Genomic DNA, 24,297 nt, shown 5'->3' with positions numbered 1-24,297 from the left:
TCTGGACTTCTCTCCATGCCTTGTTACACTGACCCGCATGTCTGTGGTTGATCGGTATCGGCTGATCTTTGGCACCGGGATCACGTTGGTCGTCATCAGGTTGAGCCTCCGGCTGGTGTCACTGCCGCGCCTGTTGCGCTGGTTGACCTGTCGACCTGCGGAGGGGGCGGGCAGGCCGGCTCCCCTGGACAAAATCGTGTACTACGTCGACCGCTGGTTGACGCTGTTCCCCTACAATCCCAAAGGCAATTGCTTCCCACGTACGTTGGCACTTTATTGGTTCGCACGTCGACGCGGCTTACCGGTTCAATTCTGCTGCGGCGTTATGAAACTTCATCAGCGTTTGGAAGGTCATGCCTGGCTCATGCTCAACGGCGGAGCCTTTCTCGAGCCCTCGCCGTATTGGCAATCATTCACCGTTACCGTCGCCTGTCCGCCTACTTCGAGTCCATCCCACGAACACCCGCCTGTCTCTGCGTAGTTTCGAACGGCGGAAAATTCTGGCAGGGCGCTGGAGCTGAGTTCCTGCCTCACATCCCCTCCCAATGGTTTCCCTCAAAAGAGGGCGTCGTCCAGACGCAGTGGGAATAGAGAATGCTGAGCTGTGACGGTACCTTTCCGCTCCATGGCGGCGGACGACTTCATCGTTACTCTGTCCAATCAGGAGGCCTGCATGTCTCACGCGGTCCAAGTCTCGAAGGAAGATCTCATGTCTCTCTCCCTGCTTGTTCCCAAGCAGAGACAGGATGTGCATAGCACCATGCTGGACTGGGAGAGCGTCGTGCTGAATCTGAGCACCGGTCGCTATTACACACTGAATCCAGTGGGAGCCCTGATTTGGAATCAGTGCCAAGGAGACCGTTCGCTGGCGGAGATTCTGGAGTCGGTATGCCGTGAGTTCGATGTGCCTGCGGACCAGGCGCATCGCGACCTCATGGAGCTGATGCGGCACTTGGAGGAGGAAGGATTACTTCACATTGAAAGGAGGTGAATCAGCATGGAAGAGCAGCCAAAGCAGCAGTATGTCAAGCCGGAGTTAGTGGCACATGAGTTGTTGCGTGATGTGACGGCCATTGCCATCTCTCGCGTCCAGAACGAACAGTTTTCGTAATCGGCACGAGCAAAGGGTCAGGGCTGGTCGGCGACGATGGCCGACCAGCAACCCGAAGGGAACGGTTGCGATGGCAATGACGATCGCCGCACATGAACTGCTCTTTTCTATTCACGGCGTAGAGATCCGCTTCCTGACCGAGTCCCCATCCGTGGCGAACGCGGTTGAGGATCTCCTCTATGCTTTCAGGTGTACAGCTTTCTGCGACGTGCCGATGACGATGCAGTTTGAGGCAGCCGCCTGCCCTGCCGACATTCCAATGCGCCTGCCTGCCGATGCCCGTCGACTATTTGGAAGCTCAGGGCTGACGGTGGGTACGGGACGTCGGATGACCTGGCGTTGCGATGTGTACGAAGCGCGTGGCTTGATCCTGGCTGATTTTCACGAAGAAGGCATGGTTGTGATCGACGGAGCGAAGCGGCACGTGCAGGGCTACGTTGTTCGACCGGATGACATGACCGCCGACATCCGTGCGAGTTTCGTGCACTTCGGCGTGACGGAACTGCTCAAGCGGCGCGGTCTGTATACCTTCCATGCCACTGCTCTCGAAAAGAATGGTCGGGGAGTGCTGATTCCGGGATTCAGCGGCCGTGGCAAAACGACTTCGTTCCTCTCCTTGCTTCGAGGGGGATACCGGTATCTCTCGGACGATCATCCGTTTTTTCGATTGTCCGGCGGACAAGTCGAACTGCTGCCTTTTCCGCTCAAGGTCAATGTGACCGACCAAACCGTCGCCTTCTTTCCTGAATTGCAGCAGGCTCCCACATCCATTCTCCGGCCCGGGATCCCCAAACGATACTTCCGTGTTCAGGATCTCTATCCGGCACCGTTGGGCGATCCCTGCCTTCCTGCCGTGATCCTATTCCCCGAAGTTGTGGATTCCGCTCACAGTTGCCTGGAGCCCTTGTCCAAGAAACAGGCGCTGCAACTCATACTTCCGCACGCGCTGCTGGTGTATGACGCGGATATCGCTCGCAGGGAATTTCAGGCGTTGACGCGCCTCGTCGAACAGGCGGATGCGTACCGGCTGCATTTCGGCCGTGATGTGTTGGAACTACCATGGCTGGTGACGCCATTACTCGAACGGACAGGCAAGGGAGAGATCTGACATGGGGCAAGGGGTGACACCCACGACGACAGGCTGGAAACGGTCGAGCCGGAGAGGAGCGATGCCAAAGCGGCTTGTGCCATCGACGGGGCTCGCTCATTTGCACGCGGAAGGGCGTTTGCTCGTGCTGTGCGCCCGAACGAGGATCAACGACTTTATCCGTGTCGAAGTGGCGGACCTGGTCGATGACGGCGTGGAGTGGGATCTGATTTGGCGGTTGGCCAGGGCTCACGGAGTAGCACCCCTAGTATATCGTAATCTGGTCGCGATCTGTCCTGCTGCGGTCCCCGCGACCGTCCATGAACTCTTCCGACGTCATATTCAAGCCAATGCTCTGTTGAACTCACTGTTGGCCAAGGAATTGGCGTCCGTGGTCGAGGCCATGGCGGCGAAAGGGGTCCGGACCATTCCGTTCAAGGGAGTCACCTTGGCCCAGTTCGCCTATGGAGACCTTGCGTTGCGGGAGTGCGCCGACTTGGATTTGATCGTCGATCAGACCTCGGTGTCTCAGGCTCGACAGGTCTTGTGGTCTCAGGGCTATCAACTGACGAGTCGGAACGGGCACTACGACGAATCCTCCGATGAGCCCTACCATTTCTTTCAGAAGCGTAACGGCATTATCGCGGTCGATCTACAGTGGACCATGGCCGGGCCTCGCTTTGAGTTTCGATTGGATCGAAGCCAGCTATGGGCTCGTGTGAGAGCCGTCGATCTGCCAACCAAATCGGTGCCGGGACTTTGTCCTGAAGAATTATTGTTGCTCCTCTGTGTGCACGGCGCAAAACACGGGTGGGAGCAGCTGAAGTGGGCGTGCGACGTGGCGGAACTGGTCACTCGTCGTCAAACCTTGGATTGGAGTCGGCTGCTGTTCCTAGCAAAGGAATGGCGGTGCCGGCGCATGGTTTTGCTGGGACTGGCCTTGGCGAAGTCGCTCTTCGACATCGTCTTGCCGCGAGCCGTGCTCGATGCGATTGAAACAGACCGGACCATTCCCGGCTTGCTCCGCCATATGCCGAAGCAGTTGCTCAAATTTCCCGCCTCCGGCATTGACGAACAGAATGTGGAGGGGCTGCATTTCCTGCTGAAGGATTCGTGGTGGGAACGGTGGAAGTTCGGGATCTCGCTCTGCCGCAGTGAGGCCGCGGTGATTCGACGACCGTTACCGTGGTTCGTATCGCAGCCGGCCCTGCGGCAGTTGGCGGTGTGGCTCAGGCCGTTCCACTGGTTGGCTGTCAAGTGTTTGCCTTCGGCACGGATGCGTCGGGTGATCGTGCGGTGGTTGCAGCGTTCCGCATAAACGTCGATTTCCTGCGCCGGGCTGTTTCGCATCCAAATCCTATCAGTCGTCGAGCCAAGACGGTTGCTCCCGAAAAAATTCGCGTGCTAGGATGCCTTACTGTTGGTGTCGAGCGGAGCGGCAAAGATGGGCCGGCTGCTCCACGGGTGTTTGCAGGCAGAGGCCAATCCGGATGCGGAAAGGGAGGCACTCATGAAGCGACTGCTGATCGTTGCGGCCATACTCTTGACTCCCCTCTGGGTCGCAGAAGTTGTCTTGGCGGCAGGATTTTTCAAGGTCGGCGAAAAGGCTCCAGCTTTTTCTCTCACGTCGGTGACGGGTGATCCGCTTGCCCTCGAGAGTCTCAAGGGCAAAGTTGTGGTGTTGGGCTTGTTCCACATTTGCGATCCCTGCATGGTGCAAGGTACCAACCTGCAGAAAGTGCACGAGGCCTTGAGCGGGAAAAACGTCGCCGTGGTCGGAGTGAACTCATCCGGCAATTCGAAGCGGGATGTGGGCGAGTTTTTGAGCGCCTTTCCGGTCAAAGTGACCTATCCGTACCTGCTGGATCCGAATAAGACCACCGACAAACTCTATGGCGGCGGCAAGTTCATTCCCAACGTCTATGTCATTGATCAGCAGGGGGTGATCCGATGGCAACGTGTCGGGAATATGGAATTGGCCGGTGCAGAGGTCATTATCCAAGAGGTGGACAAATTGTTGGCCTCGACACCTGCTCAAGGTGCGGGGGCGATGTAATCGCGAAGTGAGGACGCATGGACGAGTGGGAAGAGGGGAAACAGGCGTTTCTTGAGGTGGTCAAGGGGATTAACGGTGCGGTGGAGGTGGTCATTCCTACCAAGCCGACGAACAGCATGTTCCTCATCTCTTTGACCAAGGGACCCAACCGCAAGTTCATGACGGTTTCCGAGGACGATATCATCGACCTTCCGGCCGACTCCGGTATCCGCACGAAGGTGACGAAGATCGTGCAGGATGCGGTTGCGGGGTTGTGATGGAATGCCGGGAGCGGACGAGATGAAGGCGGTCCTTCCAGGAATCTGGCAGTGGTCTTGGTATTCAGAGGAGAAGAAACTCGACTTCAACGGCCTGTTCCTTCATGTCGGCGAACACAAGATTCTGGTGGACCCTCCGCCCATGACCACCGAAGCCAGAGTCTTCATTCAGCGGCAGGGACCGGTCGATTACATTCTTGTCACCAATCGGGACCATGTGCGCGAGGCAGCCGCCTACCAGCCCGAGTTTCGCTGCCAGTTGTACGTTCCGGCGGCTGACGCGCCGCAGATGGAAGTCACGCCGACGAAGACATTCGTGGATGGGGAATTGCTGCCGGGCGGTATCTGGGTCGTCCAATTGAAGGATCAAAAGTCTCCCGGTGAATCGGCGTTCTATATCCAGCAGGGAAAAGGTGTGCTCATCGTCGGGGACGCCGTGATCGGCAATCCGGTTGGCTCATTGACCCTCTTGCCGCCGGAGAAATATCTGGATGTCGGTCAAGCCAGAGAAGGGCTCCGGCGACTATTGAAATATACCTTCGACTCGATTCTGGTAGGCGATGGGGCGAGTATCGTCGGTGGGGCCAAAAACGCACTGGCCCAAACTCTTCAGGCGTAGGCGAATCATGGCACTTCGAAACGGGCTCTCTGAAGAGCTCAACCGGCAGGGCAATGAACACTTTGCCCGCGGCCTCTACACGGAGGCCTATGCCTGCTATGCCAAGGCTTTGGAATGTGACCGTCTGACCGGCGACCAGCGAGCCCTCAGTGCCACGTTGGGAAATCTCGGTAACATTTGTGCCGTCAGCGGGCGGCGCGAGTCAGCTCAAATCTATTATCAAGAAGTGCTCGAAATCCAGAAGGTGTTGGGGGATGAAAAGGGGATCGGCACGACTTTAGCGAACCTCGGGAACCTTCGTGCCGATGCCGGCGAATGGGAACGCGCACGGGCCTATTATCTTGAGGCGCTCGACATCATGACCCGAGTCCATGATGAGCTGGGGAAGGCGGTGCTCTTTTCGGATCTTGGCCTAGTGGCGCGGGAGACCGGACAGTTTGACGAGGCCATCCGGCATTATGAACAATCGCTCGTGTTGATGCGACGTCTGAACAACCAAGGTGGCGTGGCCGATGCCTGGCGAATGATGGGGCGGACCTTTGCCATTCAAAAACGATATGAAGATGCCATCGCCTGCTGCCACACCAGCCAGTCCATCGCGGAGCGTCACCGGGACGAGTTGCGTGCCGGAGGAGCCCGTTACGTGCTGGCTCAGTGTTATGAGGACCTCGGCCAACTGCAGACCGCGGTAAACCTGCTGGAACAGGTGGTCCGTATGGATCGAAAATACGGTCTCCCCAAATTGGAGGAAAACACCAGGCGTCTGGAGACACTTCGGGCGCGTGTAGCCGCCGAAGGAACGATGCCTCGACATCGGGAGTCCCACTCATGAGCGGTGCTGCGCTGGTCTCATGGAATGAAGTTCGATCTCGTCTCCAAGCGGCAGTTCCTCAATTCTACGAATTGGAGCCCGGCGGAGCCGTGGCTGTGGATCTCTCTGACGACGGCTGGCTACTGGAGGTGCGACCGGACGGGCACATACTCTGTCAACACGGCGTGGCCATGGATGATGTGAAAAGTCTCATGTGCGATGGAACGACAGAGGATTTGGGAACCGATGAGGTAGCGAAACAAGCGAAGTATTTTCTGGGCCCCGCTGTATCTAAGATGCGTCCGATGCTGCTCAAGGCTGGGTTTACTGAACAGGTGGAGATGAATGACGAGTATGTCGCCATTACGTTTCTCAAACTCTGTGATTTTCACCGGCTCGACGAGCTGCTGACGACCGTTCGCTGGTGCCGTAATCTTTTCGTGAGTCGTTCCTGACCGAGTCGCGTCGAGACTTCCACGCTCCATGCCGCATACGATCAATTCGATCGAAACCTTCCGCGATCTGGTAGCTGCCTATCGGCTTCCCCGGGTCATGCTGACGGCGCTGGAATTGGACCTGTTTACGGCCATGGGGACTAAGGCCTGGCCGATCGCGGCGCTCGCCTACAAACTTAAAGTCAGCGAGCGCGGATTGGATATTCTTTGCCGCAACCTGGCAGTCTGTGGCTTGTTGCGGAAGCGCGGGAAGCTGTACCGTGCAAGCCGCTTTGCCGCGACCGTGTTAAATGCCCGCCATCAAGCCTACCGGGGAGCGTATCTCGACCTGCTGAAAAGCCAGTGGCAGGACTGGTCTCGGTTGACTGAGGCGGTGCGCAGCGGGCATCCCGTGGATCGGGATGAGCAGGAGACTCCGGACTATCGCAGGCAGTTTTCCTGGGCCATGCATCATCGGTCGCTGGAGGTGGCCGCGAGGGTTGCTCGGCAGCTGGACTTGGGGCGGGCTCGTAGCATCCTGGATCTGGGCGGCGGCCCGGGAACTTATGCGTTGGCGTTCATGGAACGGCATCCTCGCCTCTCGGCGACGCTCTGTGATCGGGCCGCGGCCTTGGAGGTCGCAAAGGATATTGCAGCGAATCATCCGGCGCGGAAGCGCCTTATGTACCTCCCGCTCGATTTCATGTCGGAGCCGATTCCCGGTCGGTTCGACGTGGTGTGGTATTCCAACGTGCTGCACATCTACTCGCCGGAAGAAAATCTGGCGCTCTTCCACCGCGTGCTGAACGCGTTGGCCCCCGGGGGAACGCTGATCATTCAAGACGCCTTTTTACATGGGCGCGAAGACCTGCACTCCGAAGAGGCCAGTTTGTTCGCGGTGAGCATGCTGCTGTTCACCGAGCGGGGCAATACCTATCCGTTCCGTGAGACTGCCGCATGGTTGCGAAAGGCCGGGTATGTAAAAGTCCGTCCGATCGTCCTCAAGAGGGGAACCGGGGATTGGGAGGGGGGGATTGTAGCGGCCTCGCGTCCGATCCGTCCGCGAGAACGAAGCGCCCGCCGAAGACCATGACGAGAAAATTCAGTACGCTGCTCAACAGGGTCAGGCCCAAGACCAACGGTGCAGGCGAAGGCCGCCCAGCTTCCTGAACGATGGTGGCAAGGTTCAGTGCCAGCGCGACCGTGCTATACATGACCGTGGCCATGCCGATCCATCGCCGTCGATTCGTCAGCAGTCCCGCCACCAGGAGCAACGGAAGGCCAAAGAGAAACCCCAGAAGCACACTCTGCTGCGTGGAGGATTGAGAGGGCAGCGAGCCGACCAAGCGCAGTCCCCCCTCTGTGGCAACGATAGCGCAAAGTAGCAGAACCAGAGGGGTGGTGGAGACCATGGGGTGTACTATAGCGACCACCCTCATCGCCTGCAAGGCGCCTTACCGTCCGGCATTTCCTCTCCCGCATAGGAGGGGAAAGGGTGCTCCGCCGGGTGATTTACCGTCAGCAAGACATCGAGTGACAATCCGCTCCTCACATAAGGAGGCGGATGTGTTGTCCTATACATTTCCACGCATGACAGGGGGGGCTTCCGGGTCGAAAGGGCTGGCAAGAGCGCGGGAGGTCGGTCAAGGGGCCGAACCGCACAGATTGCGGTTACTTCTCGGATTCATGCTTCTGGGCTATTGGATGGGTGGCTCGTCGGTGGACGGAGCCGAGCCTTTGCCCAGGGAGGTGTCGGCTGCGGCCAAACCATCTGGCGAGCATGCAGAGGTCGTCGCCGCAGGTTTTGGCTTTCAGGTCGCCGATTCCTCGCTACTGACGGTGAGAACGTATGAGGCGCGGAAGGGAACCATTCTGTCGGAAGATTCCTTCGATGTAAATGTGAAGGAAGAGGGGGCAGCCATAACGGATGGAAATAGAGGGCGCATCTTTGCCGGCGGGATCGGGACGGACTCCAAGGGAAACCGCATGTTTCTATTGCGCGTGTACGACGCCGAGACCGGTCGCTTTCTCTGGGAAGGACAATTGAACCTCTTGAAACCTGGCGATGGGGGCGCGATGGGGGCGGATGTCGTCCTTCGACCCACTACGCCATCAGCCGCCTCCGTTGCGGATCGGAGCCAGAACACGCTGCAGACGTTGTATTCCGTTCGGGCCCTCAATCCCGTAAGCGGGAACCTCCTGTGGCAGGACCGCTTTGCTCCTGGAAACGGAAAGCCGGTTCGGTGGGACCAGTCGTCGCTTGGATCGGCATCGCCTAGTCTGGTCGATGCTTCGCCGGCACCTGTGTTTGAGTTGGTTGTACAGGCCTACGACACCATGTCCGGGGCGTTGCTGTGGCAGGATTCGTTCGATCAGTTGGAGGGGATTGGGGATCCACCGACTGTGACAGAGCAGGAGGCCCATCCTCACGCCATTCCTCTCTGGAACGGGTTCGGACAGCCGCGTCGTGACGCGTATTTTGTACGGTGGCGCTAGGGGTTATGACCGTGGTTGGACAAGGGTGTTTGCCAGACTGTCGGCCCATTGCTGCTGAAAGTGGTCATACGATACCAACAGTCGGTCTTGCATGGCGGCGGCGATAGTTTGTCGCGCCTTCAGGTGGGCAAGCACCTCGTGCACCTTATGCATGCCATATCGTTCGATTAAGTAGTGGGTGGCCGCATTGGCCTCGTAGTAGGCCATGCCGACGTGCTCGGCAGGGAGCGTTTCCCAACTTCCCTCCAAAGCGGTTAACGGAATCAAACTCCGTTCGGCTGGGACCGTGCCCGTGATGTCTTGCCAGTGGTCTCCCGCCAGCTGCATGGCCAGCCCTTCATTCAGCCAGGTGGGGATCGGCTCGCCAGCTCCTCCCAATTGTTCATGCACGAGGGCGTGGACAAACTCATGGCGCAACACGCGGGTCAGCCAAGCATGATCCGTGGCGGCGCCCTGGGTGGGAATTTGAATCCGTCCCAGCACAGGATCAAAAAGGCCGTCGGCCCACGCGGGGCTTCCCGAGGCCTGCTGAAACCGATCTTTGGTGTGCAGCACGACCATGATCGGATGGGACGGGTGGAATTGAAACTTCTGCCCGATGTCTCGATAGGCCTCTTCGAGAATGTCCAAGACGGTGGTCCACGTCGTCGGATCGGCTGTCCCGTCGTATTTCACCGTGAAGTGCACGCTGCTGCGCGTTGAGAAGTGCTCTTCCGCCTTTTCTGCGCGGTGGACCTTCGCGGTGACCGCTTTCAGGTAGGACTGCAAGGCGGGATCTTTCTTGATGCGTGCCTGCGCCTGCGCCAGTTGCTTGCCTGCTTCAGTGAGTTGATCCTTCTCTTGCAGCAAGTCGGCCAAAGCCAGGTGAGGGAACGGCTCGTCCGGGGCCAGGGTCATCACCTTCCGCAAGAACTCTTCCGTCAGCGCCGGGTCGCGGAGGCCCCAATACGCATTGGCCAGATTGAGGTGGGCGACGGGATTTTGCGGATCAAGCGAGACCGCCTTCTTGAATGCCTTCACGGACACTTCGGTCCCGCCGGTTTTTTCCTGCAAGATCCCGAGGTTGTTCCATAGAATTGCGACGTGCCGCCTGGTTGCGGACTCCGTGAGAATCGAGGAGGGCAGGTCCGTCAGTTTTGTTTCTGCCAGTACGACGTTATGTTTTTCAAGTTCCTCGTGAATGGCGCTCAGCAGTTCAAGATGTCTGGGAACCGGAATACTCACGGGATCGATTGTGCGAGGGCGTTTCCGTTCTATCTCGGACGTATTCTGTGGAGAGGCCACCGGAGTGGAGGCGTTGGACGGGTTTTCCTCGGCGACGATGTGCGGCGGGAGGGGCGCGGGGTCCTGAAAATACGTCGGTTTCACCTTCACTTGGTAGAAGATGAACAGGCCGATCACGACCGCCAGCGGTACCAGGATGTGTTTGATGTTGCGTCGATACATAGTGCTCCTTCTGTCCGTCCTACGCAAAATCACTCTAGCATTGAGCAGAACGAGCGCCAAGGAAAGTCAGAAAAGCCAGACACCGACGGGGCGTCGAAACGCGAGGTTCCCGCCCGGCCCCTCTCGTTGAGCGGCAGGGAGGGCTGTGGTACGATCCGAGCCCAGCATGTCACGACCTGATGGGCCCGATCCCTTCCAGGCCTTCCTTCAGCGTGTCGCCAGACCCCTCGAATTCGCCTGCCGTGATGCCGGTGCCCATCTGGCGACCGTCAAACACCTCGACCGGTTTGTCTCGGAGCAGGTCATCGGCGCCTTGAGTGAGCGGGTCTATCCGCGTGCGGTCGAAAATGACCTCCTGGTGCTTCGGAATCTTTTTGTGGATTTTCATACGGCGCTGACTCCGGTTGAACAGCAGGATCGGCTGGCCCAGGCCCTCGTCCTGCTTCGGCGGTTGCAAGGGAGCGTGGAGGAGCCCCATCGCTCCTACAGCGTACAGCTAGGGGGGCAATCAGCCCCTCAGGCCCGTCGGTCCCCTTCCCAGCAGCCTCTCTGGGCTGTACCGATTCAGTTTGTCAAGGGGGTCGGCCCGAAACGCAGCAGCCTGCTGGATCGGTTGGGCATTCGTACCGTCGAACAGGCGCTCTGGACGCTACCTTGGCGGTACGACGATCGATCAGTGGTGACTCCTGTGGGGAAGCTCGTCCCGGGCGCGACCCAGACCATCTGTGGAATCATTGTGCATACTCAATTGACGCGTGCACGGTTTCGCCGGTTATCGATTCTCGAAGTGGACGTGCAAGATCAGACCGGTGTGGCGCACGCCGTTTTTTTTAATCAGCCTTATCTGTCGGACGTCTTGGTCGAGGGCCTGCGGGTGATGATGACCGGTCGTGTGGCGGCCGGCCGACGTGGGTGGATGGATCTGCGGCTGGAGGCGACCCAATTCGAACTACTTGGCGAAGACGATGAGTTGCTCCACGTCGGGAGGATTGTCCCGATCTATCATGAGACGAAGGGCTGGACCTCACGTCAGATGCGTGTGCTGGTCCATGGGTTGCTGGCCGAGCATGAGACCGATGCGGAAGAGGTGCTGCCGATTGCCCTACGAGCCCGGCATCGCTTGCTGCCAATCGGAGAGGCACTGCGGCAGGTTCACTATCCGTCGGCACAATCTGATCTTGACGTGCTCAATCGCGGCCTCTCGCCGGCCCATCGCCGGCTCGCCTTTGAAGAGTTGTTCCTCTTACAAACGGCCATGGCTTGGCGCCAACGGAACATCCACGAAGAGCGGAAACCGTTTCACATCAACCCGCACCCGCCGCACCTGACCGGTCTGGCCCGGCTGCTGCCGTTCAAACTGACCTCGGCGCAGGAACGGGTGTTCCGTGAAATTCAGGCCGACATGGCATCGTCCCGGCCCATGAACCGTCTGGTGCAGGGGGATGTCGGGTCGGGCAAGACGGTCGTGGCGCTTCATGCGTTGGTGCTGGCCTGTGGGGCAGGCTACCAAACGGCCCTGATGGCCCCCACTGAAATTCTGGCCGAACAGCATTACCTGAATCTCAAATCGACGCTTGAGGCCCTGGGACTGACGGTGGTGTTGCTGAAGGGCGGCGGCAAGGCAAAGGATCGGAAGGAGATGCTGAAGCGATTGGCGAACGGCGAAGCTCAGGTTGCGATCGGAACCCATGCCTTGATTCAAAAGGATGTCACCTTTGCCAATCTTGCGTTGGCCATCGTAGATGAGCAACACAAGTTCGGAGTGCTTCAGAGGAAAACCCTGCTCGACAAGGGCTATCGTTCGGATGTGCTCGTGATGACGGCGACACCGATTCCCCGCACCTTGGCGATGACCGTGTATGGCGATCTTGAGGTGTCGGTCATCGACATATTGCCGCCGGGCCGCAAACCGGTCCGAACGATGCTCTATAGCGAGGGGCAGCGTCGCAAGGCCTGGCAGTCGGTCGGCGATGAACTGCAGGCCGGTCGCCAGGCCTATATCGTGTATCCGCTGGTCGAGGAATCGGAGAAGGTCGATCTCAAAGCGGCGATCCAGGGGGCTGAACAACTCCAACGCGAGATCTTTCCCCAGGCACGCGTCGGGTTGCTGCATGGACGACTCTCGGCCGCCGAGAAGGAACAGACCATGGCGGCCTTCAAGGCGGGCACCATTCAGATTCTTGTCGCCACCACCGTGATTGAAGTAGGCGTCGATGTGCCCAATGCGACCGTCATGGTGATCGAGCATGCCGAACGCTTCGGGCTGGCGCAATTGCATCAGTTGCGCGGGCGTGTGGGGCGGGGTGCGCACCAATCCCTCTGTCTGCTGATGGCGAGTTACCTGCCGCGCGAGGGGCGATCCAGACTGGCGCGTCACGGGGCACCGGAACAGACTCTCTCCAATGCCCAACAACGCCTCCAGGCCTTGGTTTCGTCGAACGACGGGTTTGTGATTGCGGAGGAAGATCTCAAGATCCGCGGGCCCGGCGAGTTCTGGGGCTTGCGACAGTGGGGACTGCCGGAATTCCATGCGGCGAATCTCGTCCGGGACGTCGACCTCTTGGAGCAAGTCAGGCGGGAAGCCAAGGCGCTGGTGGCGCAGGATCCCATGTTGGCATCCCCGCAGCATCAGGCCTTGAAGGCGGCGATGTTGCGGCGCTGGCAAGGCAAACTGGCCTTGGGCGAGGTAAGTTGACCGTCATAAACCGGTCCATTCACGTGGAGGGTCAGTGATGGGACTTTTCCAACGATTGAGTCACGATTTGCGTGCTGGGTGGGTGACTGTGCGCCAGGGCACGGCTCAGGTCGCCACGCGTGCGATGGAAGAAGGCGAGTTGCTCCGGTACCGGTTGGAACTGCGCAAGCTCGATCAACAATTGGATGACCTGCATGCCGATATCGGCGAGCGAACTATCGAACTGCACGAACGCGGCGATTCACTGGACCGCATTCTGACGGATGGGGAAGTCGTCCGCCTGTTGGCTCAAGTGAAGGCGCTGCAGGAGGAACGCACGAAGCTCCTGTTGGAAATGAATGACATCGCAATCGATGGACCATGAGGAGCCCGTCATGACCGTCGGTTCTAGTTCGGCGCCGCTCATCCTGGCGGGAATCGATATCGGCACGTTGACCTGTCGTCTGCTGATCGCGGAGCGGCAGCCATCGGGTGGCCTGCGTGAGCTTCGCTCCGACCGTCGCATCCTGCATTTGGGCCAAGGTGTCGACCGGAATCGAGTCATCCGGCCAGACGCCATGCAACGGGTGATCGCGACCTTGCAGGAATGGCGGCACGCGATCAACGAACACCACGTCTCGGCGACCGCCGTGGTCGCGACCAGTGCGGTGCGCGATGCCTATAACCGGGAGGAGTTCCTCGGGTTCGTCCGGCAAGAAGTGGGGTTTGACGTTGAAATCATCTCCGGTGAAGAGGAAGCGCGCCGGACCTTGTTGGGCATCCGATCGGGCCTGCCCCCTGGTGTGAACGACATGTTGGCCCTCGACATCGGCGGGGGAAGCACGGAATTCATCCTGGATCGGCCGGCCCACTCTCCACTGGTGCGCTCAATCGACGTCGGGGTCGTGCGGTTGAGCGAACGGCTGCTGCATCACGACCCGCCGACTGGTGACGAAGTGGCGCAGGCGAGGGACTGGGTGCGGAGTGAGACAGCCGCGGCCCTGGCGGATATACCGAGGCGGGAGGGGCTCACCTTTGTCGGCACAGCCGGCACGATTACCGCGCTGGCCGCTATGGCGCAGCAGCTACCGACCTATGAGCCGGCCAGGATTCACAACTACATTCTCACGCTGGAAACAGTGACCGGGTTGGAGCAGCAGCTTCTGAGCCGCTCCAAGGCTCAACGGCAGGGGCTTCCAGGCTTGGAGCGTGGTCGAGAAGAGGTCATCGTCGCCGGCGCGATCATTCTCAGGACGGTGATGGAGACGTTGGGAACGGCGAAGGTTTTGGTGAGTGATTTGGGCTTGCGGGAGGGAGTGTTGATCGATTTGGCGGAGCGAATGAAGTCGAGCCGCACGAACAAGACCCAAGTGATCCAAAATTGGATTACTTCTGGGATAAAGGATTTTTACATTAGTATTGAATTTGAATCGGCAAGGAAGTGGCCTGAATACAGCACATTTTTTTGCTATCAAGGTCTGGAAAAGATCTGTAAAGCATATATTCTTGCCCGTTCAGCATCAGTTTGGGAACACTTGCCGGAGGATCGCCGTTCTAAGAGAATTAACAAAATAGCCAAAGATTTAGGGCATGACCTGGAAAAGTTGCTGAGTTGTCTTCGATCGAGAGGCGTCCTACCGATAGCTCCGCCAAAGCAGGACCGAGGGCATGGCCAGAATAAGAAGTTCGAGCCTTATTCTGAAGATGAATTGATTCGGATCCTAAAGGCAGCCTACATCGAAGCGCGATATCCGGTTCCAAGAAATGACAAAATACATACAAAATTTCCACGTTCGGAAAATCGTCGACCGGAAGATGGGCGACGATTTTCCCATCCACTCAAGGAAACAGCTCCAATCCAATATGCACGAAAGACTGCTTTGGCCATTGTGAAAAAAATCGAGGAAGATTTCTCAATTGAGTGCCGAAGAGACAAGGAGACCTTTTCCTATAAAATATCAAATGAAAGTTGGGAGAGATTTCAGAGGGTCTTTTTTCGTTTAGAGAGCAGCGGACGACCTTGTTGATTTTCTACTACGCATATCACCGAGCATCGTCCTTAGGATGTAAATCTACTTGATCGTGTGTGCGTGGTGTTGTCGCCTCCCTCTTGTCGCTCTGCGTGATGCGTCAAGTTCAGGGCCATCGGTTATGCCACGGCAGGGTCTTGCCAACGACAAACAGATAGCCGATAACCTGTGTCGCACTATTGAATTGACGGAGTTAGGATTAGTCTTGTGTTGACGTCTCCCCCAAAAACGACGGCAATCTAAAACGAGAGTAGAATGGCGGCTTCGGCGGTCCTCGACGAAAGGAGTGGATCGATGAAGCGGTCACGATTCTCGGAAGAGCAAATCGTCTATGCCATCCGGCAAGCCGAGAGTGGCACCCCCATCGGGGATGTCTGTCGACAGCTCGGCATCGCCGAGCAAACCTTCTACGCCTGGAAAAAGAAGTATGCGCATCTCGGCGTGAGTGAACTGCGCCGACTGCGGCAGGTGGAAGAGGAGAATGCCCGGCTCAAACGACTGGTGGCCGATCTCTCGCTGGATAAGCACATGCTGTCGGAGGCGTTGCGAAAAAAAGTCTAAGGCCCGCGCGCCGTCGGGAGCTCGCCCAGTGGTTTCACGGGACGTTTCAGGTGAGCTGTGCGCGGGCCTGTCGGTTGGCGCAGTTTGGTCGCGCGTCGTGGTATCGGAAGAGTCAGGCCAAGGATCAGACCGCCCTGCGGCTGCGCATTCGCGATCTGGCGCATGCGCGGCCTCGGTTTGGCTATCTGCGCATCTGGGTCTTACTGCGGCGGGAAGGTTGGGCGGTCAACCGGAAGCGGGTCCGGCGCTGGTATCGCTTAGAGGGGCTCCAGTTGCGCATGCGGGTGCGCCGACGAAAGCATATCGCCCTGCATCGTGGGCCAGCTCCCGTGCCGGTCGGCCCGTCGGAACGGTGGAGTATGGATTTCGTGCATGATACCTTGAGTGAAGGTCGGCCCTATCGGATTCTGACCGTCGTTGATAACTGGAGTCGCTCTAGTCCTGTCCTAGAGGCCGGATTTCGGATGTCTGGAGCGCTGGTGAGTCAGGTACTGGATCGCGTCCTGGGAGAGGGCCAGCGGCCTCGCTCCATCACGGTCGATCATGGGACGGAATTCCAGTCCCGTGCGCTCGAGGAGTGGGCGTATCGACGGGGCGTGCAGCTCGACTTCATTCGACCGGGGAAACCCGTCGAAAATGCCTTCATTGAATCATTCAACGGACGGCTGCGGGATGAGTGTTTGAATGTACATCAGTTCGCCTCGCTGGCTGAGGCCCAGGCGATCATCGAAGCCTGGCGCGTGGACTATAATACCCGCCGTCCCCACAGCTCACTTGGGCACCTGACGCCAAGCGAGTTCGTCAGGCAACGTCAGGAAGAACAGGACACCGAAAAAGTCGTCTGCTCTCCTTAAGAGCTGTCTCGGAATGGGGTCAACGTCAGAAGCCAAAAGTTCTCCTTTGCCACTGTCTCCTTGACGGGGGAGCTTACGGTGTCAGTCTGTCTTGCAGCAGCCAGGCAGATCCGAGGGCGATGCGTGGGCTTGAGTATGCGTTTGCAGTCTCCCTAGATGGAGCAACGCTTCTTACCGTTGCGAGTACCAACGAAGCCCGCTTTTCTGCTCGGTATAGGTGGGTTGGGGGGTGCCGCCCGGCTTTTCCAGCAGGAGTACCTTGAAGTCGACGAGTCCGAACCAAGCGGGATCGGCAATGTCGTGGTAGTGGCAGCCCTGTAGTTTGGGAAGCATGTCGCCCAGGGCCTTGTTCAGCTCGCTTTCCGTGTAGGCTCGTACGGCAAAATCTCGCCCCAGCCCCTGGCAAAAACGCTGAATCGTATAGGCTGCGCCCGTGCAGAGGACCTTCGTGTCAGGCTTGATTTGCAGGAACTGCGGCAGCGGCAGATACCGTTCCTGAAAGCCGAGCCAGCGGACGGCTTGTCGGAGGTGGCTGTACTGCACTTCGTATTCGGTGTGGTGGGGCAGTTTGACGGCAGCCGGCCAGCCTTCCTCAATGCCGAATTCCGTCAGAAACGCCCGCCCGCCTGGCTTGAGCACGCGCCACACTTCGGCGGCAAATCGGATCGGTCCCAAGTTAAAGATGACCTCCTCGGGGAGGTCGGCTTCCAGGGGGAGCCGAAGTCGCCTGATCCAGTCCAGTGCTTCCTGATGTTGGGCCGTCTCCCCGCGCCCGTCGGTGAGTTCCTCTCGGGTGAGCTTCACCGGCGTCATGTCCGCCATGTTCTCGTTGTCGATGATGAGGTCGACGGAATTGTCCTTGAAGGGCAGGCATTCGCCGTTGGCATGGGTGCCGGTACAGGTCCAGCCGGCGCTTGAGGCCCGCTTGGTTTGGAGCCGCAGGAACGGACGGGTGACGTCTAGGGAGACGTAATGAATACCTTGCCGCTCGAACGGCAGCAGCTCTTGCCCCAACTCCCGGGCGACATAGCCGAGGCCTCCGCCGATTTCGAGAATGACCTTCGGCTTAGGCTTGAACCAGCCCAAGCGCCGCAGTTGACGCATGAGGAGGCGACCGTACGTCGTGCCGCCGAGGGCCTCACAAGGTTCCCGGAAAAGGTGTGAGACCGTCGTTTCGATCAGGTCGAAGTGGCCGTCTTCCAGGTCGCTTTCCTTCAACTCGTGGATATGAAAATCCTCGAGATGTTCTTCCCCTTCGAAGTTTTGTTGTCCCGACCAGCCTTCGCGAATCTGCTGCAGGAGGAGATCCCACTTGGCTTTGTGGCGATGGCCGCCGGGCGGCTCGGTGCCGAAATAACAGAGCGAATAGTTCGGGGTGGACCATCGCGCCAAGTGCCAGGAGCCAGGCTGGCCGTCCGGACCGCAGACGCGGCTGCCGTACTTTTCAAGGAGCGCACCGACCGTAATGTGACCGTTCATGGAGGTCAGCATCTCGATGCCGGTCCGATTGAGGCGCACCAACGGAACATCGTCGTCGAGAGGGGCCAGCCACCATTCGTCGTACCCATGTTGGTAGGCGACCAGATCGGGAATGCGCCAAGCGAGCAGGCGAAGGACATCACCACTCAAGCTGAGAGGTTCTTGGACGGCTGCGGCGGCTTTCATCGATCTCGGCGATCCATGATGGAAGCCGCAGCCTACACGACGGCAGCCGCGACCTGCAAGAACCTCGGACCGGGCGGTGTTAGGTTTGCGAGGGCAACATAGGGGAGTCGGTCACGATGATGATACCGCGCATGATCGGGTGGATGCGACATTGGTAAGGGTACCGGCCCGGCGGCAGGTTGGGAATAGTAAAGCTCCCGTCCGGTTCCACTGCGCCCGAATCGAAGGCGCATCGGCCTCCCTCCTCGAAGCACCCGTCGTGGGTCACGGTGTGATGAGTGGGAGTCGGATTGTCGAACCGAATGGCCGCCCCGGCGGTGACCGTCACGGAAGCAGGCACATAGTAAGGAGATCCGCTATCCATGCTCACCTGGGCGGTGGGTGGAGTCGCGTGAGTCGGCCAGGCGGCCAAGGCGCCTGTCGCAATGAGAAACGAGAGCGCATAACGAGTCATGGAGCCTTCACCACATGTGTGAATAATGGATTCATTATACATAGAGACAGGGGGCGGGCGGAAGGATTCGCGGACGACTCCTTCCCGCTGTGATCGGGTGCGGCCCCATACGGTTGCATCGACCCGCCGGTTCATGCTAGATGGAGGCCGCTTTACCACCGACGTGCCAAGTTGAAGACCTGATGAGGAGGACGTGGAATGGCGAAGACACGCGTGAAAAAAAAGAGCGCTCCTGCTAAGGCAGCGCGGGTCCCCAAAGCCGTGAAAAAGGCTGCGAAACCCAAGAAGGCCGCGGCGACCAAGAAATCCTCGGCTCGTAAACCAGCCAAGGCCAAGAAGGTTGCGGCGAAGAAGCCCGCAAAGAAGATTGCCAAGCCCGCAGCCAAGAAACGGGCAACCGCCAAACCCACACGTGCGTCCAAGCCGAAACCGGCGGCGAAGCCTGCCAAGTCGTCAATGCAGCCGAAGCCCGCAGCGAAGGTGAAGGAGAAGGCCGCCGCTGCACCGGTCGCCGCCGCTCCAGAACAGAAGTCGGCGAAACCTGCTTTGGCCGAAGTTTCCAAGCCGCCCAAGGTCGAGGTGGAGCCGCGCGCGGTGGAATTGGATGAGGAAGACGAGTTGGCCGAGGACCTGGATGAGATGTCAGACGAGATGGAAGAGGAAATCGAGGACGAACTCGATGAAGAACTCGATCTCGACAGCGAAGATGACGACGTCGATTATCTGGAAAAGTCTGAGGATCTGCTCGACGATACCGACGAGTTTCGAAACAACTGAGAGAGTGGGGCGGCAGAGTCTCCGGATCGTGAGGGAGATGCCGTGCGACATCAGCGGCGGTTTGCGCCTTCGTGGGCTGACACGTCAATTCCTGCCGATGTACTGCTGTGGGCAGTCTGACCGCGCCACCTCCCCCTACCGCTGAATTCCCTTCTTCCTAGATCTCATGAGCCATTTTCTCTTTATCGCCGGCGCTCTGCGCGAACGAAGCTCCCAAGAAAGTGCGGAGTTACAGCTTGGCGCCGGGATTTGGGGGCTCTGTACGGCTCTGATACGGGACAACCTGCAAAAGTTCATCACGCTGGATTCCCGAGGGTTGGTGTACGTGCTGAAGGAGGGGATTTGCGCTGAGTTCGCGATCGTGTCGCCGGTTCAGCCCTTTCACGCGCTGGACGACTTACTGAAGGATGAGTTCAGGACCGAAGCCCGCTTTGGGTTTGTGCGGGTGACGCCGGTGCGACGTTGGCCGAGGCACGCGCTACGCGCGCATCAGCTGCTGCAAAACACCTTGGGCATTCAAGAACAGGCTGAGTTGACGCGGCGGCTCAGTCTCGGCATGCATCGGCTGGCGGAGGACGAGTACCGAGCACTCGTCGAGGGGTTGAACGGCGAGGGCTGACCGGGCTTTCGATCGAATGCGGGTGGCTAGCGGAGGGATTCGCCGGTCATCAGGTGGTAGGCCTCAGCGATCGTCCCGACCTCCTCGATCTCGACATTGAGATCCATGGCCAGTCGGTCGAGGTTCCAATGTGGACCATATCGTTGGCCGCTTGGAATCAAAATGGTACGGTATCCTTCCCTGGCGGCGGCGCGTACCTTGTCGGGAATGCCGCCGACCGGACCGATATCGCCGTCCCCGGTGACTGTGCCGGTCAGGGCGATGCCGCGCAAGAGCTGATCTCCCTTCAGCAGCGCCGCAAACCCGATAGTCATGACGGCGCCGGCGCTTGGCCCGTCACTGTTGATGGGAATGTAGGTGATACCGGTGGCCGTGACTGTTCCCGTTAGCTCGACCGCCTCGCTCTGCTCGAGCGCATAACGGAATGCCTGGACCATGGAGCTGAAGTTGGCCTGACCCAGCTGGATGTTGCCGCCTTGCCATTGAAGCACGATGGGCGAGGGGGTCGGCGAGTGATCCCATCGTAAGAGCAACACTTCGAACACGCCCTGATTGTTCGACTGGATTGCGGCGAGGATGGGAAGTTCGACGACGGTGTCCATTGCGGCACTTGGCGGTCCCGCTTGGAGCAGGGTGATGCAGAGCGCAAGGGCGCCGGCATGGCGAAGGCCTCGACCGTTCCAGGTTGCTCGGTTTCCGGCTCGCATGGGGCAAGTCTAACAAACGACCTTGTGGAGTAAAGTCTCCGTGAGAATTGTTTCCGTCATCGCCTGGGGCATCCTGCTACTCATTGTGGCGGACGCGGGGAGGGCATCTGCGGAATGCCGGGTCGAGAAGGGGTCGGCAGGGTCCGCGACCTTTACCGTGCATTTGAGTCAGACCTGCACCCAGGCGGAGCGCGAGGCTCAAGCTGTGTCGGCGCAGGAGTTGCTGCACGCACTGGCCTCCGGCAAGGGGATCGATCTCGCCGGGGCGGTGATTCAGGGAGACCTGTTTTTGGATGAACTGCCGTCGCAAAAGGCGGGGTCGCTCAAGGATTTGACGACGGAAGATCAACGGCTCTTGGAAGGGCTGGAGGGGCAGGAGGTCCATGTCATCCGTGGTCCGTTCGCGCTGAAGCATGTGTCGGTGAAGGGGCATATCCTCAATCGCCTCAAGCAGGGCTTCTTGTTGGTGACGGGTCCGGTCGTATTGACCGACACCCACTTCAACGGTGCGCTGGACCTGTCACGAACGGTGTTCCTCGGGGTGGTGGATGGGTCGGGGGCCACGTTCGACCAGGAAAGTTTTTTTGTGCAGGATCAATTCACCCAGGGCGCCATCTTTTCCGGCACGAAATTCGGTCCTCACGTTCGGTTTCACCGTTCCCAGTTCGGGGCCCCCGCCGTCTTTCGAGGCGCCAGCTTCAACGGATTGAGCGAGTTTCTGGAGGTCGTGTTCACGCAGGATGCAAGTTTTGCTCGAGCCACGTTCCACATGGGAACGGGATTCTCGGGGGCGGAATGTCGGGGCAAGTGCGACTTTTCAGGGGCACGATTCGATCGCGAAGCGTTTTTCTTGTTTGCTCGCTTTCACCGGCCGGTAACGTTTGCCGAGGCGCGTTTCGGCGGCCAGGCGGATTTTTCGGATGCGCTCTTCCTGGATAACGACGACCTTGCCGGCGCTTGGTTCGCTCGCCCGCCGCTCCTCACCCGCACCATTCGCCCCACGGCGGCGATGCCCGGCTCATCGAATGGCACCGCCTCGTCGCAAGCCGTGACGGTCTCCTTGTTTCTGGCCGCCCTGGGTCTGCTGCTCTACCTTCTGAAATCGCGATAACGACTTGCCTCACCACAACATATGGTTTTGACCTTGCCCGTCACCCCATAAGTTGGTATAAGATCCGAAATTTATCTAGGAAAGCACCTGGACCTGATGGACCAGACGGAACTGCCCTACCAAGTCAAGATCGAGAATTTCGAAGGTCCGCTCGATCTGCTGCTGCACCTCATCAAGAAAAACGAAATCAACATCTACGATATCCCCATCGCGCTGATCGCCCGGCAGTATCTGGATTACCTCTCAGTGATGAAGGAGCTGAATCTGGCGGTGGCGGGGGAGTTTTTGGTCATGGCCGCGACCCTGTTGCACATCAAATCTCGTATGTTGTTACCGGTGGAAGAAGCGACGGTGGACGAAGAGGAGGGGCCTGATCCACGAGAGGAATTGGTCCGTCGACTGCTCGAATACAAGCAGTTCAAGGAAGCGGCCTCGCAGTTGGATTACAAGGAACGCTTGTGGCGCGATGTCTTCCCGCGTGAGTCTGGGCCGCCGACCGATCTCAAGAAGGATGAGAGTCTGCTCGACGAAGTGTCGCTCTTCGATCTGGTCGACGCGCTGCAGGCGGTGTTGGCCAGACACCCCGGCAAACCCCTCATCGAAATCATTCCCGACAATCTCACGGTGCGGACCCGCATGAGCGCCATTATCGAGGCCTTGGAAGCGAAGGAGTCCATGCCCTTTACGGCCCTGTTCGAGGTGTCCAGCCATCGATTGGTGGTGATCGTGACATTCTTGGCGCTCCTGGAACTGATTCGCATCAAGGTCGTGCGGGTCTTTCAAGCTGAAACCTTTGGGAACATTCTCGTGTCGCGAGCGTTTTCGGCCGTCACTGAAGGAGATGTGGTGGAGGACTCTGAATGGAAGAACCTATGACTGTCGGCATCGAGGGGGCGATGGAGGAGTCTGCCGAGGCCAAAGTGGTGGCCGAGTCCGTGACTGCAGCTGCTGAGGAGGCCAGCGGAACGGTGATCCTTGAGGACGCTTCCGCCCCCGGAGAGGCGTCTACAGCCTCCGACTCAGTGTTGTCCGACGTACGCGCATTGAAAGGCATTCTCGAAGCCCTGCTATTCGTCACGACTGAACCGATTCCGACCGCGAAGTTCGTGTCTCTGCTTGGAGCGGTCACCCGGCAGGATGTCGAACGGACGCTGGCCGAGTTGAGCCGAGATTATGAGCAAGAAGGACGAGGACTCCAGCTGGTCGAGGTGGCAGGGGGCTATAGGCTGGTCACCAAAGGAGAATTTGCGCCGTGGCTCAAGCGCCTGGAGAAAACCAAGGCTCCCTCAAAGTTGTCTCGTTCCGCACTGGAGTCCCTGGCGATCATTGCCTATAAACAGCCGATCGTCCGTGCCGAGGTGGAGCAGATTCGCGGAGTCGAAACGTCGGGGGTGATCCGTACGTTGTTGGAGCGTAAGCTGGTGCGCATCGTCGGTCGGAAGGAGGAACCAGGACGCCCGATCATGTACGGCACCACGAAATTTTTCCTTGAACATTTTGGGTTGCGCGACCTGTCCCAATTGCCGCCGTTGAGGGAATTCAAGGAATTAGGCGAGGCCGAACAGGCGATGCTGCCGATCGAGGAGTCGGTGGCGATCGGCGGCGCTGTCGAGCCATCGCCCCTGGCCGTCCAGGAGGAAGGCGGGCGCACAAACGGCGCATCGGATGCTCATTTCGAGACGTCCAACGGTGCGCCGACCGAGATTCCGGCAGAGACCGTGGGGGAGGCCGGCGCTGAGGAGGCTCTTGTGGTGGCGGACATCCAAGAAGAATCGTAACGAAACCACGCTCCGATCCTTCGACCAGTCACCCGCCCCAGCACGCCGTCCTCAGTAGCAGCCGATAGGAATAAATCCCGCCCCAAAGATCCGCGAGAGCGCCACGTACCGGGCGTTGTCGTAAAACGAGTAGCTTGGGGCATTCCGATATCTAGCCGTGGGGTCCCCGCCGTACGAGGGGTCGGTTCCGAAGAAGAACCCGCCACGGTTTTTCTGGTTCAGCTGAATCCATTCCCCGTACATGCTGCAGACCTCGGCCTGGACCGAGCCCCCGATCAAGTTCCCCGCAAACCAGTCTCGTCCCGAGTCCGGGACCTGTGTCAAATTCCGCAAGGCGCCGATGGGGGTATCGTAAGCAAAATCTCGCCCTCGTGGGCTCGGCTGGAAGGAGGGATGGCCGGGTGTCGGGGTATTGGGCAAGTCTGGCAGGGCAGGTGCGATGGACAGGGCTCGAAGTACCTTGGGCTGACAGCCCGGTCGCTCTTTATTAGTATAGAGGGTCGTGCCGTCTGGACCGGGACATTCCCACATTTCCACGGAGGGCGAGTCGTTCGCCTGCGCAACGGAACTGAAGGTGAAACCTGCCATCAGGGTAGCGAGCGCCAGTCTTGGGAGCCACATAATGCACCTCCAATTGATCATTGTACTGAGCGAAGTCACGCTGTTCCATACGTGAGAGTGCCGAGCCTATGCGATCCGTTGGAAATGCGTCCATCCGGCTTTGGAGGGATGAAGAGGGGGGCCAAGACC

The 24,297-nt window shown here is 58.9% G+C and carries 25 protein-coding genes; 20 read left to right on the top strand and 5 right to left on the bottom strand.

Annotated features, from left to right (window positions below):
- The first annotated feature begins 37 nt into the window (after positions 1 to 37).
- The 11 genes from HRU82_04410 (at position 38) to HRU82_04360 (ending at position 8,871) form a co-directional block, all read left to right on the top strand.
- Complete coding sequence (locus tag HRU82_04410; GenBank protein QOJ34240.1) at positions 38 to 481, top strand: lasso peptide biosynthesis B2 protein; 444 nt, start codon at positions 38 to 40, stop codon at positions 479 to 481.
- Positions 482 to 673: 192 nt separating this feature from the next.
- On the top strand, positions 674 to 991 hold the full coding sequence (locus tag HRU82_04405) for a PqqD family protein (GenBank protein ID QOJ34239.1): 318 nt from the start codon (positions 674 to 676) through the stop codon (positions 989 to 991).
- Between the two features lie 190 nt (positions 992 to 1,181).
- A complete protein-coding gene (locus HRU82_04400) occupies positions 1,182 to 2,219 on the top strand; it encodes a hypothetical protein (GenBank protein QOJ34238.1) in 1,038 nt (345 codons plus the stop codon).
- Between the two features lie 61 nt (positions 2,220 to 2,280).
- Positions 2,281 to 3,516 (top strand): nucleotidyltransferase family protein, encoded by a 1,236-nt coding sequence (locus HRU82_04395; GenBank protein ID QOJ34237.1) that lies wholly within the window; start codon positions 2,281 to 2,283, stop codon positions 3,514 to 3,516.
- Between the two features lie 192 nt (positions 3,517 to 3,708).
- The gene (locus tag HRU82_04390; protein QOJ34236.1) at positions 3,709 to 4,254 is read left to right on the top strand and encodes a TlpA family protein disulfide reductase; all 546 of its coding nucleotides are present in this window, start codon (positions 3,709 to 3,711) and stop codon (positions 4,252 to 4,254) included.
- Between the two features lie 17 nt (positions 4,255 to 4,271).
- The gene (locus HRU82_04385; protein QOJ34235.1) at positions 4,272 to 4,511 is read left to right on the top strand and encodes a hypothetical protein; all 240 of its coding nucleotides are present in this window, start codon (positions 4,272 to 4,274) and stop codon (positions 4,509 to 4,511) included.
- 22 nt (positions 4,512 to 4,533) lie between these two features.
- Positions 4,534 to 5,130 carry a hypothetical protein gene (locus HRU82_04380; protein ID QOJ34234.1) on the top strand — a complete coding sequence of 199 codons (597 nt, stop codon included), beginning with the start codon at positions 4,534 to 4,536 and terminating at the stop codon, positions 5,128 to 5,130.
- A 7-nt stretch (positions 5,131 to 5,137) separates the two neighbouring features.
- On the top strand, positions 5,138 to 5,962 hold the full coding sequence (locus HRU82_04375) for a tetratricopeptide repeat protein (GenBank protein ID QOJ34233.1): 825 nt from the start codon (positions 5,138 to 5,140) through the stop codon (positions 5,960 to 5,962).
- Positions 5,959 to 6,396 carry a hypothetical protein gene (locus tag HRU82_04370; protein ID QOJ34232.1) on the top strand — a complete coding sequence of 146 codons (438 nt, stop codon included), beginning with the start codon at positions 5,959 to 5,961 and terminating at the stop codon, positions 6,394 to 6,396. Before HRU82_04375 ends, HRU82_04370 begins: the two co-directional genes overlap by 4 nt.
- A gap of 28 nt (positions 6,397 to 6,424) precedes the next feature.
- A complete protein-coding gene (locus tag HRU82_04365) occupies positions 6,425 to 7,468 on the top strand; it encodes a methyltransferase domain-containing protein (GenBank protein ID QOJ34231.1) in 1,044 nt (347 codons plus the stop codon).
- A 473-nt stretch (positions 7,469 to 7,941) separates the two neighbouring features.
- Positions 7,942 to 8,871 carry a hypothetical protein gene (locus HRU82_04360; protein ID QOJ34230.1) on the top strand — a complete coding sequence of 310 codons (930 nt, stop codon included), beginning with the start codon at positions 7,942 to 7,944 and terminating at the stop codon, positions 8,869 to 8,871.
- Between the two features lie 3 nt (positions 8,872 to 8,874).
- On the opposite strand, the gene HRU82_04355 is transcribed toward HRU82_04360, so the two are convergent.
- Positions 8,875 to 10,317 (bottom strand): tetratricopeptide repeat protein, encoded by a 1,443-nt coding sequence (locus tag HRU82_04355; GenBank protein QOJ34229.1) that lies wholly within the window; start codon positions 10,315 to 10,317, stop codon positions 8,875 to 8,877.
- A gap of 166 nt (positions 10,318 to 10,483) precedes the next feature.
- On the opposite strand from HRU82_04355, the gene recG reads away from it, so the two are divergent.
- From recG to HRU82_04335, 4 genes are all read left to right on the top strand, one after another.
- Complete coding sequence (recG, locus tag HRU82_04350) at positions 10,484 to 13,012, top strand: ATP-dependent DNA helicase RecG (GenBank protein ID QOJ34228.1); 2,529 nt, start codon at positions 10,484 to 10,486, stop codon at positions 13,010 to 13,012.
- A 37-nt stretch (positions 13,013 to 13,049) separates the two neighbouring features.
- Complete coding sequence (locus tag HRU82_04345) at positions 13,050 to 13,376, top strand: hypothetical protein (protein QOJ34227.1); 327 nt, start codon at positions 13,050 to 13,052, stop codon at positions 13,374 to 13,376.
- A gap of 10 nt (positions 13,377 to 13,386) precedes the next feature.
- The gene (locus HRU82_04340; protein QOJ34226.1) at positions 13,387 to 15,018 is read left to right on the top strand and encodes a hypothetical protein; all 1,632 of its coding nucleotides are present in this window, start codon (positions 13,387 to 13,389) and stop codon (positions 15,016 to 15,018) included.
- 297 nt (positions 15,019 to 15,315) lie between these two features.
- Positions 15,316 to 16,436 (top strand): IS3 family transposase gene (locus HRU82_04335; GenBank protein QOJ34225.1). Its coding sequence is split into 2 segments (ribosomal slippage): positions 15,316 to 15,562 and positions 15,562 to 16,436, totalling 1,122 coding nucleotides; the frame shifts between segments, so codons are not numbered across the junction.
- Between the two features lie 171 nt (positions 16,437 to 16,607).
- Here the strand turns inward: HRU82_04335 and HRU82_04330 are convergent.
- Complete coding sequence (locus tag HRU82_04330; GenBank protein ID QOJ34224.1) at positions 16,608 to 18,101, bottom strand: class I SAM-dependent methyltransferase; 1,494 nt, start codon at positions 18,099 to 18,101, stop codon at positions 16,608 to 16,610.
- Positions 18,102 to 18,180: 79 nt separating this feature from the next.
- Positions 18,181 to 18,555 carry a cupredoxin domain-containing protein gene (locus HRU82_04325; GenBank protein ID QOJ34223.1) on the bottom strand — a complete coding sequence of 125 codons (375 nt, stop codon included), beginning with the start codon at positions 18,553 to 18,555 and terminating at the stop codon, positions 18,181 to 18,183.
- A gap of 198 nt (positions 18,556 to 18,753) precedes the next feature.
- Between HRU82_04325 and HRU82_04320 the strand changes: the two genes are divergently transcribed.
- The gene (locus tag HRU82_04320) at positions 18,754 to 19,332 is read left to right on the top strand and encodes a hypothetical protein (GenBank protein QOJ34222.1); all 579 of its coding nucleotides are present in this window, start codon (positions 18,754 to 18,756) and stop codon (positions 19,330 to 19,332) included.
- Between the two features lie 166 nt (positions 19,333 to 19,498).
- Positions 19,499 to 19,951 carry a hypothetical protein gene (locus tag HRU82_04315; GenBank protein QOJ34221.1) on the top strand — a complete coding sequence of 151 codons (453 nt, stop codon included), beginning with the start codon at positions 19,499 to 19,501 and terminating at the stop codon, positions 19,949 to 19,951.
- Between the two features lie 26 nt (positions 19,952 to 19,977).
- On the opposite strand, the gene HRU82_04310 is transcribed toward HRU82_04315, so the two are convergent.
- Positions 19,978 to 20,658 carry a hypothetical protein gene (locus HRU82_04310; GenBank protein ID QOJ34220.1) on the bottom strand — a complete coding sequence of 227 codons (681 nt, stop codon included), beginning with the start codon at positions 20,656 to 20,658 and terminating at the stop codon, positions 19,978 to 19,980.
- A gap of 40 nt (positions 20,659 to 20,698) precedes the next feature.
- On the opposite strand from HRU82_04310, the gene HRU82_04305 reads away from it, so the two are divergent.
- The 3 genes from HRU82_04305 (at position 20,699) to scpB (ending at position 23,547) form a co-directional block, all read left to right on the top strand.
- A complete protein-coding gene (locus tag HRU82_04305; GenBank protein ID QOJ34219.1) occupies positions 20,699 to 21,769 on the top strand; it encodes a pentapeptide repeat-containing protein in 1,071 nt (356 codons plus the stop codon).
- A gap of 96 nt (positions 21,770 to 21,865) precedes the next feature.
- Positions 21,866 to 22,645 carry a segregation/condensation protein A gene (locus HRU82_04300; protein ID QOJ34218.1) on the top strand — a complete coding sequence of 260 codons (780 nt, stop codon included), beginning with the start codon at positions 21,866 to 21,868 and terminating at the stop codon, positions 22,643 to 22,645.
- Positions 22,646 to 22,665: 20 nt separating this feature from the next.
- Positions 22,666 to 23,547: an SMC-Scp complex subunit ScpB gene (gene scpB / locus HRU82_04295; GenBank protein ID QOJ37103.1), complete on the top strand. Its 882-nt coding sequence runs from the start codon at positions 22,666 to 22,668 to the stop codon at positions 23,545 to 23,547.
- Positions 23,548 to 23,598: 51 nt separating this feature from the next.
- Here the strand turns inward: scpB and HRU82_04290 are convergent, their stop codons facing one another.
- Entirely contained in the window at positions 23,599 to 24,168 is a 570-nt protein-coding gene (locus HRU82_04290) for a hypothetical protein (GenBank protein ID QOJ34217.1), read from the bottom strand.
- Positions 24,169 to 24,297 lie beyond the last annotated feature (129 nt).

Origin of the sequence: Nitrospira sp. (assembly GCA_015709715.1) — a bacterium.
Classification (GTDB): Bacteria; Nitrospirota; Nitrospiria; order Nitrospirales; family Nitrospiraceae; genus Nitrospira_A.
This window is presented reverse-complemented; position numbering and strand designations above follow the sequence as displayed.